Source organism: Candidatus Brocadia sp. (genome assembly GCA_021646415.1).
Classification (GTDB): Bacteria; Planctomycetota; Brocadiia; order Brocadiales; family Brocadiaceae; genus Brocadia.
Window position 1 is genome coordinate 23,670 of record SOEU01000007.1, and the last position, 12,275, is coordinate 35,944.

The window sequence follows — 12,275 nt, forward strand, 5'->3', positions numbered from 1 at the left end:
ATCCCTATTTATAGTATTACTTTGTGAAAACTTCTTTTTTGTGTAAGTTTTTTACCTCCCTTTTATCCCCTCCTTGCGAAGGAGTAGAAAGAGGAGCGGTTATTTTGGTTGCGGCTTCGCTGCGTTATGTTATATTGGTTATTAAATATAATTGCAGATAAGCCGTTTGAACAGTTAAGATGGTAACCTGTAGTTTCACCTTTTTTTCATCGGTTACAAGCACGCCTCACTTGCCATTACGCTATAACCTTTCCTTCCATATTTTCAGGAATTTTCACCCTCATATAATCCAAAATGGTTGGGGCGATATCATACAAGGTTACCCCGTGGAGTCGTACCCCTTCCTTGTCGCTCCCATTTTGCATAATAAAAATACCATATTGGGAATGATTTGCATCGTCAGGGCCCGTGTCATTTTCATCAGCCCATATGGTACCATTTCCAACACTACCAATAGAACGCCAGAAGAGATCTCCGTAATACACGATTAGATCCGGTGGTATACCGTTACACTCCGAATAAATATCTTCGGGTTTAAAAACCTTTGTATGAATGGTATTACCGTTTTCATCCCTCAAATCTTCCAGTTTTTTTATCAGTTCATTTCTTACGTGCTCATAATGCTGCGGCGCAATAACACCCTTGGGCTCCCTCCCTTTCACATTCATAAATAATCGCCCATAATAGCCACCCTCACCCCAGGCCATCGTGTTTTCCCAGTCGACTATGAGTTTATTGAATGGAGTAACCTCTGCTGGATAGTGTACCAATTTCAGGTAACCGTTCTGGAGAAGCCATTCATTAATGCAAATACCTCCGACCATCTTCTTTGCTCCATGGTCTGAAACAATAAGAACCATGGTATCATCATTGAAGAGCTTAAAGGTCTCACCAATTTCCTCATCAAGATACTTATAGTAATTCAGAATGGCGTCTTGATATTTTGATCCTGGTACATGTTTCGGATGATCTTGATCAAAATATTTCCAGAAGGCATGGTGTATCCTGTCTGGCCCCATCTCCACCATCATAAAGAAATCCCATTCTTTAGAACGGATAAAATGTCTGGTTAACCTGAACCGCTTGTGCGTCATAGCGTAGATCTCTTTTAAGGTGGATTCTTTGTTATCGCTTCTGAACTCATCCACATCCAACATATAGCCGTTGGAAACGGCCTCAACCTCATCTTTTAACTCAGGAGGATACGTGTATTCACCCTTCGTATCTGGTGTCATAAAGCAGGTAACCATACACCCATTGACGGGCTGGGGTGGATATGTCATAGGCACACCGATAACCACAACTTTCTTTCCCATCTTTGACAGGATACCCCATACGGTGTCCACATTGACGGCCTTCGAATTAGCAAAGGACAGCCCATCATAATCATAACTCGATCGGTTTCTAAACCCATAAATTCCCAATCTGCCAGGATCGGCGCTTGTCATCATGGACATCCACGCCGGGCAGGTAATAGCCGGAATTGTACTTTTCATCTCACCGTATCTGCTCTGAGAAATCAGTCGTTTTATATTCGGCAACTGATTCAACCAGCGATCGAACAAGAGTTCAGGGGGAACCGAGTCCAGACCTAATACAAATACTTTTTTCTTATTAATTACCATAAAAATTCCACTTTTAAACCTTTCCCGGGTATTTTTGCATGAGGAGAAATATTTTGATAAACTGCCTTTATTTTTCTTTGTGGCATGTCAGGCAACTGTCAGGAGGGGTCCACCTTTATCTCTATTGAAAACAATAAAAGAGCCCGCGATCGGAGTCGAACCGACAACCTCATCATTACGAATGACATTTTAGTGTTTTTTACCATTTTTTACAAGTGACCGGAAACGTGTTCTTTACGGCTATAATACCTTGTTTTGAGATAACTTGCAACACAAATTTATTTCCTGCCTATTCCTGCTGATTCCTGACCATTTCGATGGAGTTGACTACGTTTTGACTACAGTAAAATGTATTGGAAATACCACTAAATTTTAGCATTTACAAACCAAAAATGGGCCTAAATCTATAAAAAACTCATTGGAATGTATACTATTTTTAAGGAGCTTAGACGCCTCACTAAGATTCTTGCATATTAGTTGGCGGAAAGGAAGATGTGAAAGGTACAGCACTGTATCAGTTAGAGCAAAGAATGAGGACTTTTGCCCTGGGTGATTCTATGTACTGAGGAAATATCACTAACGTTGGCAGAATCGTTATCTAGATGGTAATCCCGAAGGATAAAGAAGTGTCGAAGCGCAATAGACAAAGGTGTAATTACCCACGATATAAAAGTGGGGAAGAAAAAGTGATATGTGGTGTAAGTATCCAATTTGCATGGTAAAAAAAGATAAGAAAATAGGTTATTTCAATAAGAAATTTATTAGGTTGTGTTGTTTAAAAGTGGGGAAAGTCTCAGATGCTTTGATTTTAGCGGGATTCAAGGCGTACGTCCGATAATATCACTTATGTTGTGTTATGTCACAACTCCTTACTATGTAAATTGTTATTGCAATTATCTAGTATAAGACATAATCCATGTTGCCAGAAAACAGAGTATCTTTCCCCACTGCCACATAGAGCGCGGGTCATAAAATCATTAATGGAGTTAATACTACAAAGCAACACAATATCATTCTTCGTACAAAGAGATAGGTGGTTAAAATAATTTCCACCAACGGCCAGGAGATAACTTTGGAAATCTTTTAGGACTGTTAGGGACAATCTAACTAACCTTAAATCATATGTTATCCCTTACATTTTCGGTGTTAGGATTTGTTAGAAAAGTATTAGGAATAGTAGATAGAATTACCCCCACCCCCTACAAGTCACTCCTTGCTTCGATATTGAATCAAGTGTCTCTATAGGTGCGCATAGGAATTTTGAAATCATACCATTTATAAAAAGGTCTTGATAAACCAAAAATTTTGAGTATAGTGTCAAAATAAAAACCAATGTTATGTCTATTATGCTATAATATTTGCATACTTAGCAGACAGTTTTTAACATAAAAATGAGGGGTAGGAAATGCGTACAACAATTGACATAGATGATGAACTTTTAAAAGAGGTCATGGAAAAATCAGGTGCAAAATCAAAAAAGAACGCTATAGTTACAGCAATGAAAGACTATCTAAGGCTAAAGAGACGCGAGGAACTTAAAAATCTTATAGGTAATTTCGACGAATTTAATCTTGACCTTAAAGACCTGAGAAAGATGCGCAATGAAAGATAGAATCCTCATTGATACATCTGCATGGATAGAGAGTTTTAAGAAAACCGGGAATAAAGACCTACAGCAATTAATGATCAAATCCCTTGATTCCTCTCAGGTTGCTACGACAAACATCATTATTCTTGAACTGTTGCAGGGATGTCGTGACAAAAAAGAGTATGCCGAAATGAAGTTGCGGTTAGAGTCGCTGGAATTATTACCCGCAAATGGAAAAGTCTGGGACATGGCGTACAATGCTGGCTATAACCTTAAGAAAAATGGCATTACTATTCCCACGATTGATTTAATCGTTGCCTCGATTGCTAAGGCTTACGGCTATACGCTCATTCATCATGATAGACATTTTAGATTAGTGACAAAATACCTTGACATATCCACCGTAGATTGCATTGATGAATTTAAGATATGACAAGAAGTAGTTGCTTTGGCAAAATTGTTTATGGTATGATTATTTCATACCAGAATAGGAGGTGTATTTATGACAGCTTCAACAGTCAAAAAGACTATTTCCCTTCCAGAGAACCTGGCAAGAGAGGCAGAAATGATAGCCGAAGAAGAGGGGAAGACACTGAGCGCAGTGATTCAAGACGCTTTAAGGACTACAAGGAAAGAAAGGCTGAAAAAGGAATTCTATCAAATCCAGGGCTATTGGAGTCGCAAGGCGAAGGAAAAGGGTATTCTCACCGAGAAAGACTTTGAGAAGTATCTAAAAAAGTGAACCTCGTATTTGACTCAAATATCTTCATTTCTGCCTTTGTTATTCCTGGCAGTAAAGCAGAGAAGGCACTCCTAAGAATAATAGAGGGGGATGATACGCTATTAATTTCCGGGGAAATCATCAAAGAGGTCTTAGAAGTGCTATCCACAAAATTCCACCGTGACAGAGAGGCAATCAGTCATGTAGCAGTTTACCTTTCGGATATTGCTCAGGTAATAAATCCAACGAAGAGAATTCGCGTCTTTAAAGACGATCCTGATAACAGAATCCTTGAGTGTGCTTTAGGTGGTAAAGCCGATGCCATAGTAACGGGTGATAAAGAAATGTTAAAACTGAAAGAATACAAAGGGATAAAAATCATAAGCTTAAAGGAATATTTGAGTTAGGGAATCACTGATCAGTAATGGCATCAGGTAAACAATACGTTTGCTTATAAAACATGCACAAAATTTAGTTTATTTAGGTGTGGGTGATGGTGTTGGTGTTCCTTCTTTTGTCTGTATCATTACCCCGACCTCTTTTGTCTCGCCTTCCTCAAGTATTACTTTATACTTCGCGTCTTTATAGCCTTTCTTTTTTGATTTAATCGTATAAGAATTAGCGTTCAAACCCTTAAATTCAAAATATCCGTTAACATCTGAATATGTTGTTTCTGATGTTTTTACCTTCTCTCCTTTAAGTCTCAATTTTACCGCGTCAACGTACTGACCATTGCTATCTATTGTATACCCATATATCTTACTGGTAGTCTGGGCTAAATTAAAATCTTCAACCCGGACAGGGGTATTTCTTCGGTCGTGTGTTCCGTCTCCCAGTTGCCCATTAAAGTTATTTCCCCATGTCCACACTGTCCCGTCTGATCCTACGGCGATAGTGTGCCACAAACCACCTGCAATAGCCGTGACGATCCCACTAATGCTACTCACCAGCACGGGTTTGTTGCTATCTGTATTCTCTCCATTTCCTAATTGTCCGTCATAATTACTACCACATACCCATACCGATCCATCTGTTCTTAAACATAGAGTGTGTCCCCCTCCACAGGCAATTGCAACAACGTCTCCAGCCCCAACCATTTGTACTGGCACATTACTATCATCGTTAGTTTCGTCCCCCAATTGCCCATAATAGTTATCTCCCCATGTCCACACCGTTCCGTCTGATTTTAAGGCTACTGTATGGTAATATCCACCCGAAACGGCAATGATGTTAGATAGTCCTATTACCTGTACCGGTGTATTTCGCTCTGTATTGGTTCCGTCTCCTAATTGACCGTGAATATTATCCCCCCACGTCCAGACTGTACCATCTGATTTTAAAGCTATGGTATGCCAGTATCCACCCGCAACAGCAATTACATTATTAAGCCCATTCACCTTAACAGGGGTACTGCTATTGGTCTTGGTGCCGTCTCCCAACTGACCGTAAGTATTATCTCCCCATGTCCATGCAGTTCCATCCGATTTAAGGGCTATCGTATGATAATATCCTCCCGCAACAGATGTGACATCGTTTATACCGTTTACTTTTATCGGCGTGGTTCTATCCGTAGCGGAATTATCTGCTAACTGTCCATAAGTATTGTTCCCCCATGTCCAGACTGTACCGTCAGACCCCAAGGCTACAGAATGCAAGTAACCTCCCGCAATACCAATAATATTATTAAGTCCATCTACATGTACCGGTGTGTTTTGAGTAATCGCAGAACCATCCCCCAATTGGCCATTCCAGTTATCTCCCCATGTCCAAACAGTTCCTATGGATTTCAGGGTTATAGTGTGATGTCCTCCCGCTGCTATTTGGGGCATAGGCAGGATTGACGCAAATAGCCTGCTTGGTGTAATAACGGACAATGAAAATAAGAGCGCCGAGACAATTACTAAAGCTTTTCTGTTGCCCATACAATCCTCCATGAAGATAGACAATTAGAAGGAGTTTATCAGCATATTGATCTTATCCCATATATCGTATTATCGGCATTTCTCACGATGATTTTAGTTTGTTTTGCCCTGCAAAGAAAAATCTGTAATTACATGAAAAAAAGCTCTTTGTGTGTGCATAGATTTTTTGGGATTGCCCTACAAACTAAAAGACCAAGTTTGAGAATTAATTTACTGAAACAAAAAAAGATTTGTCGATAATTAGAGATAGGTTTATTAATACCGCAGATTCAGAACATGAAGTTTGCAACAAAAGGTAAGACCATTATGCTTTGGGTTTTCTTCCGTATGAAAAAAAGGGGGCGGTCAGGTTGGTTATTGGCAAGCTTATTAAATTCGTTGGCAAGTTTATTACATTCGTCGGTTGGAGTGCGTTAGTTGTTTTTGGCCTTTGGGGTTACTTTCTCTGTCTTGCAATTACCATCGAGGCCGCTGGTTTCTAAGGGCATTGCAGCATCTATCTTTTTTGCTCCTGCCACCTTCGTTGTTGCGTCTGTATGCTGGTTTAGTATGTCATAATTGGTTTTCCGTTAATTCTTAACTTCGGTGGAGGCTGTGTCGCTGTTGCGCTTATCGGCGCCGGAAGTCTTCTTGATAAAGATGTGAGCACACTCGTAGGGTCTTGTCCCTTAGATTAGGGCGCAAGAAAGCGTAAAAGCCCAAATGTCTGGTGTAAAAAGATGAAATTTTTAATAGTATCACTATTTAAAAGCAAAAAGGCCGGAATTATTTTTATCCTTAAGCATTCAGTTTGGCAGTAAAACAATGGGAATGGATTAAGGAAAATCCTTGTTTAAAGATACCCAAAGAAAGGGAAAACAATCAAAGAGACCGCTGGTTATCAGGAGATGAGGAAAAGAGACTGCTTGAAAATTCTCCGCAATGGCTAAGAGACGTAATTGCCTTTGATTTGCATACCGGTTTACGGCAAGATGAATTACTTTCGCTTACATGGGATAGGGTTGACCTTTTTCGTAAAACAATAATTATCCAGGAAACCAAAAACGGTAAACCGAGAACCATTCCCTTAAACCAGATTGCCCTAAATATTTTAATGGAGAAAGCAAAGGTCAGGAGTCTAAAAAGCGATTTTGTTTTTTCAAGTAGCGCAATGACCAAGATTGACCGTAGAAACCTTATCAGGGCGTTTGACATTGTCAGGGAAAAGGCAGGCATACAAAACTTTCATTTCCATGACTTAAGGCATACTTTCGCCACCCGGCTTGCGCAAAGAGGGGTTGACCTTTATAAAATATCAAAGTTGTTGGGGCATAGCGATATTCACATGACACAGCGTTATGCGCATCATTGTCCGGAGTCTTTAAGGGAAGGAATTGAGGTTTTGGAAAAAGTTGACTACAATTTGACTGCAGTGGGGGTAAACAGAAATGTATCAACGGCCTGAAACCCTTGTAAAATAAAAGCCCGCGATCGGAGTCGAACCGACAACCTCATCATTACGAATGACGTGCTCCGCCAGTTGAGCTACGCGGGCTGAATACGATACAAGTCATTACACAAAAAACATATTATACGAAAAATTTTTTTATTTACAATAAATATTCGGAACTGTTCATCCAACTATCCTGTGGATCTCTAATACCTGTTCAATCAAAAAGGGCAGATCTTTAAGAGACAGCATGGTCGCAGCGTCTGAAAGTGCCGTTTCCGGGGTTTCGTGTACCTCCAAGAAAAGGCCGTCACAGCCTGCTGCAACAGCGGCTCTGGCAAGCGGCGCGATCATCTTTCTTTCACCCCCGGAGACGTTTCCCTGACCGCCTGGCAACTGGACACTGTGTGTAGCATCGTAGACCACCGGATAACCCAGTTCCCGCATGATAACCAACGAACGCATATCGCTGACCAGATTATTATAACCAAAGCTAGCCCCTCGTTCCGTCAATACAATCTGTTCGTTCCCCGTACTTCGTATTTTTTCGACAACGGACTTCATATCCCATGGAGCCAAAAACTGCCCCTTTTTCACATTGACCGGTTTGCCTGTCCTTGCAGCAGCAAGAATGAGATCTGTTTGACGGCAAAGGAAGGCCGGAATTTGTATAACATCAAGCGTTTCTGCTACGAATGGGACCTCTTCCACAGCATGTACGTCAGAAAGTATCGGCAGATCAAGCCGGTTCTTAATGTCAGCTAAAATCTTTATGCCTTCTTTCATGCCAGGCCCCCGGTATGAATTCACCGATGTTCGGTTTGCCTTATCATACGAGGCCTTAAAGATAAAGGGTATCTTCCTTGTCTGAAAAATATTTTTTAATTTTTCTGCCAATTTCAGGCAGCTTTCATGGCCCTCTATGACACACGGGCCTGCAATGAAGACCAAGGGCTGCCCCCGTCCTATTGAATAATTTCTGACATTTATCATCTTAGTCATTTCACCATAGAAAAAATACCACGAAATGCGATTTAAGATAACTATAAATAACAATTTTACAGGTGTCAACAGAATATAAACAGAACGATAATCAAAAAGGGGTTGCTACCTCTTTATTCTGCGTGTAAAATAGTTTTTTTAGATTTTCAGACATTCGTTTTTTCGTATTTAATTCCTATTAAAAATAAGAGGGTGGCAAATGAAAAGCAAGATCTTTGTATGTGTGTTTGCATTATGCTGTATATCTTTTACCGCATTTGGACAATTTTTTGATTACGAAGCTCCTTTAATAAGGCTAAAAACCGGATTACCTACCGTCTTTGCCGTAGAAGGTGTTCGGGAAATATCCGGCGGGGAGGAGGAATCCGTATTAAATGTCAGCATAAGCGTGAAGAAGGGAAGAATTGAGTCCGTAAGCAGAGACGCAGGGTGCTGGATTGTTACGGTAAGGACCAGTAGTAAAGAGGCCTCAACATATTTAATAAAAGATAGCGTATTCAAGATCGTGGGAGAAGAATCAAAAAAGATTATTGTTAATGCCATTCATTGGAAAGATGGGAACTAAAAACGTATGAAGGTATATTTTATCGGCGCAGGGCCGGGCGACCCTGAATTAATAACGATCAAGGGATTGAAGGCCATACAACGTTCAGGATACTGTATTTATGCAGGCTCTCTCGTAAATACCGATTTACTGAAATCTCTTCCGCCCCATGCAAAGGTATACGATTCTTCCAATCTGAGTCTGGAAGAAATGACGGTTATCTACAAGGAAGCAATGGGAAAAAATATGGATGTTGCAAGGATACACTCAGGGGACCCTTCCATTTATGGTGCGATACAGGAACAGATGCATGTCCTTGATGAGCTTGGAATTGCCTATGAAATTATTCCCGGTGTCAGCTCCTTTGCTGCCGCAGCAGCGGTTTTGAGACAGGAACTAACGCTTCCGGGAGTTACACAAACAATTGTAATTACCCGCATGGAGGGGAAAACCCCCATGCCCGCAAAGGAACACCTGAGTGTCCTCGCTGCAGCAACCCCTACCCTGTGTATTTTCCTGAGTATTGACAAGATAGAAGAAATCGTAAAGATACTCGTGCCCCACTATGGCAATGACTGCCCGGTAGCAGTTGTCTATAAAGCAACGTGGCCTGACCAGAAAGTCGTTTGTACAACACTATCGGACATCACCGAAAAGGTCAGGCAGGAAGCGATCAGGAAGTCGGCACTTGTTATTGTAGGATGGATGTTACGGAAAGAATTTGAAAGGTCTGTATTATATAGTCAAGAAAGAAAATAATATACAGTACTTTTTGCCGGGAGATATAGCTAAACATGGGCGTTCACTCGCACCAAAAACAAAAGGAATATGGAAACTGGTAGTTAGTGGTTGGAAGCTGTTTATATCCCACACGGTCCAGATAAAACTTCTGGGGTGAATCCTCCCCCTATTCCCCTCCAGAGGGGGACAAAGGGGGAGGGAAATACAAAATTGGTCGGCGAGTATTGCAAGGGAAAAAGGCGCTGTTGAATGCAGGAAATATTGGAGAGAATCTTTAGGACGGGTATGTGCTACATGCCCGAATTAGTCTCATCTAAAACAATTGTATTTTTATCGTTGTTCTTATTTTTATCAATACCTTTTATCGGCTCAAAATAAGAACAGAAGCGATAGTGGTAAAAAATCGCAAGCACAAAAGAAATGATAAATACGAGAATTTCCATAAAAATATTATATGATAAAATCAATATGAGTCAACGAGTAGATTTAATAATTAGTTGTATCAATGATACCCGCAAGGCTCTTCAAGAAGTAACTGGCTTTTCAAAGTCTCTCAACGAAATTTGCGGTATGGAACTATTCCATACAAAGCGGGTTTTAATCATGTAAAAAGGCGTTTGATGAATTTGCCAATGCAGCAGAACGACCTTTATATCCCACATGGTTCAGACAAAACCGCCCGTGGCAATTGTCCCCGCACATGCGGGAGAGATGTGAATTTGCTCTTCTGTGTTAATGGCTATGACGTTGTATTCTGCATATTCATCCTTCCTTTTGAAAGTACTGCCGACCTTTGCAATTGTTAGTAATGATGCACCTGGTATGTTTACCGTATCTTGCCCGTTACATTTGCCGTACCTGTAGTGTCTCAACAGCTGATTAGCTGGCGCTGCCTGCCTTACCGGGTTATTTGTATTTTAGATATCTACATTTCAATTTGAGATTCCAGGCATAAGACTCTCTATCGATAATATCATTGTTTATTATTGTCCTTGTAAATACCACTCTCCCGCCACTCCTGACCGCTGCAAAACTTATCCCCCAATGTTCTATAATTTTATCCGTTGTGGTTTCGTCCAGGCTGACATAACTATCTCTTGGCAACGATGCTATCCAATCTCCTGTTTGCACCGTCGCAGCGATTTCATCAGGTATTTTATTACCCAATGAATCAATATCGAAATACTCCACAAAGGAACTGCCAGCTTTTACTGGTTTGCTTTCCAATTCCAAGTCATAAGACTTCTTTTGGAGAACCTTAACATCTCCAGCATGACACACTGAAACCAAAAACATCAATAAAAATAAATATCCTATTGCCTTCTTCATAACGCCCCCTCTTTCTTTTTCTGTTTCAGCACTATTTCAATAAATACCATTCAACTTTTAACCCTGACCAATCAAGACACTCATAATCTGAATCGGAATTATTAATTATTGTTCTTGTAATTAATATTCGTGATTCTTTGTCCATGTAGGGTAAATGCCATAAAGTTATTGTACAGTAAACTAATCCATCAGAATCTAATCTTAAAACTTCACTATAATTTAAAGGTGTCGCTCCATCTCCTTTCAGATAGAGATAACCTTGTATGGTTTTTCTTTTACTTACCCTTGTTGAATCATATTGATTCTGTTCAACTTTACTGTGCGCTTCAACTATACCTTGAGTAAATTCACTCAAATTAACTTCGCCTCATCAACAATCTTTAATGACTCCCTTGCTTCGCAATAAGAAGCAAACGCAAGAAATGCGAACAAATAACACATTGCCCTTTTCATACGGTATTCCCCCTTTTATGAAATTATTTTTCAGTTAACTTTACATCCCACATGGTTCATAAAAACTAAACCAATAAAGCTCTTCCACACCGATGCCAATCTTCTGGCTCATTTTGTAGAGGTCATCACCGACACGAGCAGCTTTGAGCACTGCGACATCAAGAACGTGTTGAACACGCTGAAATGCGTAAGTTATCGAATGATTCCATGCAGCAAATTTGATCACAACGCTTTGGAAAGACGATGTGACTTCCTGAATTGCCTTGCGTGTGTCATTGATACAACTAATAATTAATTCTACTCGTTGACCCATCAATATTTTTTTGTTATTGTTTTGACATGGAAGCCATTTTAGCTTTTATTATTTTTCTTGGTACCCTGTATTCATATCTGAAATGCAAACGGGCATTTGGCCGGTGCTGTTTGATAGAGCAAGCTGCCCCATCTGCCTCAGAAAAACCACCGCATAAACCTATTAAGGACTATTCCTTCTGGCGCGCATACAAAGAACCACCTATAATAGCGCTTATAATCGTTGTAATATTCATGTTCTTTGTGCATTTCTTTCTCGAATAAAAAGTTGCAACTCTGACAGGGTTTCAAACCCTGTCAGAGTTAATTCGGACACGTAGCACAGATCATTGCTAAAACCTGCTCTCCCCAATATCCTCTGCATTCCCTAACATCTTTCCCTGCACAATACTCACCAATCGATTTCGGTTCCCTAACCGTAAAAATAGACCCTCCTTGGGGGGAGTGCAGGGGTGGGTCATCCTTTACCCCCAAAACACCAGCACTGCCTCGTGGAACGTTACGTCACGTATGCAATACCGCATTTATATCCCACATGGTTCAGATAAAACCAAAATGTAACAGGCAAAAATAATATCACTACCAATGGCATATGGTCAAATATCATTC

14 protein-coding genes and 1 tRNA gene are annotated in these 12,275 nt (G+C 40.4%); 7 read left to right on the forward strand and 8 right to left on the reverse strand.

All coding sequences use genetic code 11. The features are described from left to right. Positions 1-236: 236 nt before the first annotated feature. Positions 237-1,625, reverse strand: a complete 1,389-nt coding sequence (locus E3K36_07305) for a phosphodiesterase (GenBank protein ID MCF6155049.1) — start codon at positions 1,623-1,625, stop codon at positions 237-239. Positions 1,626-3,030: 1,405 nt separating this feature from the next. Here E3K36_07305 and E3K36_07310 point away from each other — a divergent pair. The 4 genes from E3K36_07310 to E3K36_07325 all read left to right on the forward strand — a co-directional run bounded on the left by E3K36_07310 (position 3,031) and on the right by E3K36_07325 (position 4,341). Further along, complete coding sequence (locus E3K36_07310; protein ID MCF6155050.1) at positions 3,031-3,237, forward strand: type II toxin-antitoxin system VapB family antitoxin; 207 nt, start codon at positions 3,031-3,033, stop codon at positions 3,235-3,237. After that, a complete protein-coding gene (locus E3K36_07315) occupies positions 3,227-3,646 on the forward strand; it encodes a PIN domain nuclease (protein MCF6155051.1) in 420 nt (139 codons plus the stop codon). Before E3K36_07310 ends, E3K36_07315 begins: the two co-directional genes overlap by 11 nt. A 69-nt stretch (positions 3,647-3,715) precedes the next feature. Then, the gene (locus tag E3K36_07320) at positions 3,716-3,955 is read left to right on the forward strand and encodes a hypothetical protein (protein ID MCF6155052.1); all 240 of its coding nucleotides are present in this window, start codon (positions 3,716-3,718) and stop codon (positions 3,953-3,955) included. Further along, the gene (locus tag E3K36_07325; GenBank protein MCF6155053.1) at positions 3,952-4,341 is read left to right on the forward strand and encodes a putative toxin-antitoxin system toxin component, PIN family; all 390 of its coding nucleotides are present in this window, start codon (positions 3,952-3,954) and stop codon (positions 4,339-4,341) included. The genes E3K36_07320 and E3K36_07325 overlap by 4 nt, the downstream gene beginning before the upstream one ends. A 69-nt stretch (positions 4,342-4,410) precedes the next feature. Here the strand turns inward: E3K36_07325 and E3K36_07330 are convergent, their stop codons facing one another. Next, positions 4,411-5,880 (reverse strand): RCC1 repeat- and reductase domain-containing protein, encoded by a 1,470-nt coding sequence (locus E3K36_07330; GenBank protein ID MCF6155054.1) that lies wholly within the window; start codon positions 5,878-5,880, stop codon positions 4,411-4,413. Between the two features lie 766 nt (positions 5,881-6,646). Here E3K36_07330 and E3K36_07335 point away from each other — a divergent pair. Then, positions 6,647-7,300, forward strand: coding sequence for a site-specific integrase (locus E3K36_07335; GenBank protein ID MCF6155055.1), 654 nt, complete (start codon positions 6,647-6,649; stop codon positions 7,298-7,300). A gap of 17 nt (positions 7,301-7,317) precedes the next feature. On the opposite strand, the gene E3K36_07340 is transcribed toward E3K36_07335, so the two are convergent. Then, a tRNA-Thr gene (locus E3K36_07340) sits at positions 7,318-7,390 on the reverse strand. Positions 7,391-7,468: 78 nt separating this feature from the next. Beyond that, a complete protein-coding gene (locus E3K36_07345; protein ID MCF6155056.1) occupies positions 7,469-8,287 on the reverse strand; it encodes a 3-deoxy-8-phosphooctulonate synthase in 819 nt (272 codons plus the stop codon). 199 nt (positions 8,288-8,486) lie between these two features. Between E3K36_07345 and E3K36_07350 the strand changes: the two genes are divergently transcribed. Together E3K36_07350 and cobM are read left to right on the forward strand one after the other, a co-directional pair. After that, the gene (locus E3K36_07350) at positions 8,487-8,852 is read left to right on the forward strand and encodes a hypothetical protein (protein ID MCF6155057.1); all 366 of its coding nucleotides are present in this window, start codon (positions 8,487-8,489) and stop codon (positions 8,850-8,852) included. 6 nt (positions 8,853-8,858) lie between these two features. Continuing rightward, positions 8,859-9,590 carry a precorrin-4 C(11)-methyltransferase gene (cobM, locus tag E3K36_07355; protein MCF6155058.1) on the forward strand — a complete coding sequence of 244 codons (732 nt, stop codon included), beginning with the start codon at positions 8,859-8,861 and terminating at the stop codon, positions 9,588-9,590. 647 nt (positions 9,591-10,237) lie between these two features. Here the strand turns inward: cobM and E3K36_07360 are convergent. From E3K36_07360 to E3K36_07375, 4 genes are all read right to left on the reverse strand, one after another. Further along, positions 10,238-10,444 carry a hypothetical protein gene (locus E3K36_07360; protein MCF6155059.1) on the reverse strand — a complete coding sequence of 69 codons (207 nt, stop codon included), beginning with the start codon at positions 10,442-10,444 and terminating at the stop codon, positions 10,238-10,240. Between the two features lie 34 nt (positions 10,445-10,478). Continuing rightward, a complete protein-coding gene (locus E3K36_07365) occupies positions 10,479-10,901 on the reverse strand; it encodes a hypothetical protein (GenBank protein MCF6155060.1) in 423 nt (140 codons plus the stop codon). Between the two features lie 31 nt (positions 10,902-10,932). Continuing rightward, entirely contained in the window at positions 10,933-11,256 is a 324-nt protein-coding gene (locus E3K36_07370; protein MCF6155061.1) for a hypothetical protein, read from the reverse strand. A 138-nt stretch (positions 11,257-11,394) separates the two neighbouring features. Continuing rightward, positions 11,395-11,667: a hypothetical protein gene (locus E3K36_07375; GenBank protein ID MCF6155062.1), complete on the reverse strand. Its 273-nt coding sequence runs from the start codon at positions 11,665-11,667 to the stop codon at positions 11,395-11,397. Positions 11,668-12,275 lie beyond the last annotated feature (608 nt).

Bases quoted from the DNA above. Each gene is read 5' to 3' on its own strand.
- E3K36_07305 (MCF6155049.1), bottom strand. From the start codon at position 1,625: ATGGTAATTAATAAGAAAAAAGTATTTGTATTAGGTCTGGACTCGGTT.
- E3K36_07310 (MCF6155050.1), top strand. From the start codon at position 3,031: ATGCGTACAACAATTGACATAGATGATGAACTTTTAAAAGAGGTCATG.
- E3K36_07315 (MCF6155051.1), top strand. From the start codon at position 3,227: ATGAAAGATAGAATCCTCATTGATACATCTGCATGGATAGAGAGTTTT.
- E3K36_07320 (MCF6155052.1), top strand. From the start codon at position 3,716: ATGACAGCTTCAACAGTCAAAAAGACTATTTCCCTTCCAGAGAACCTG.
- E3K36_07345 (MCF6155056.1), bottom strand. From the start codon at position 8,287: ATGACTAAGATGATAAATGTCAGAAATTATTCAATAGGACGGGGGCAG.
- E3K36_07350 (MCF6155057.1), top strand. From the start codon at position 8,487: ATGAAAAGCAAGATCTTTGTATGTGTGTTTGCATTATGCTGTATATCT.
- cobM (MCF6155058.1), top strand. From the start codon at position 8,859: ATGAAGGTATATTTTATCGGCGCAGGGCCGGGCGACCCTGAATTAATA.
- E3K36_07365 (MCF6155060.1), bottom strand. From the start codon at position 10,901: ATGAAGAAGGCAATAGGATATTTATTTTTATTGATGTTTTTGGTTTCA.
- E3K36_07375 (MCF6155062.1), bottom strand. From the start codon at position 11,667: ATGGGTCAACGAGTAGAATTAATTATTAGTTGTATCAATGACACACGC.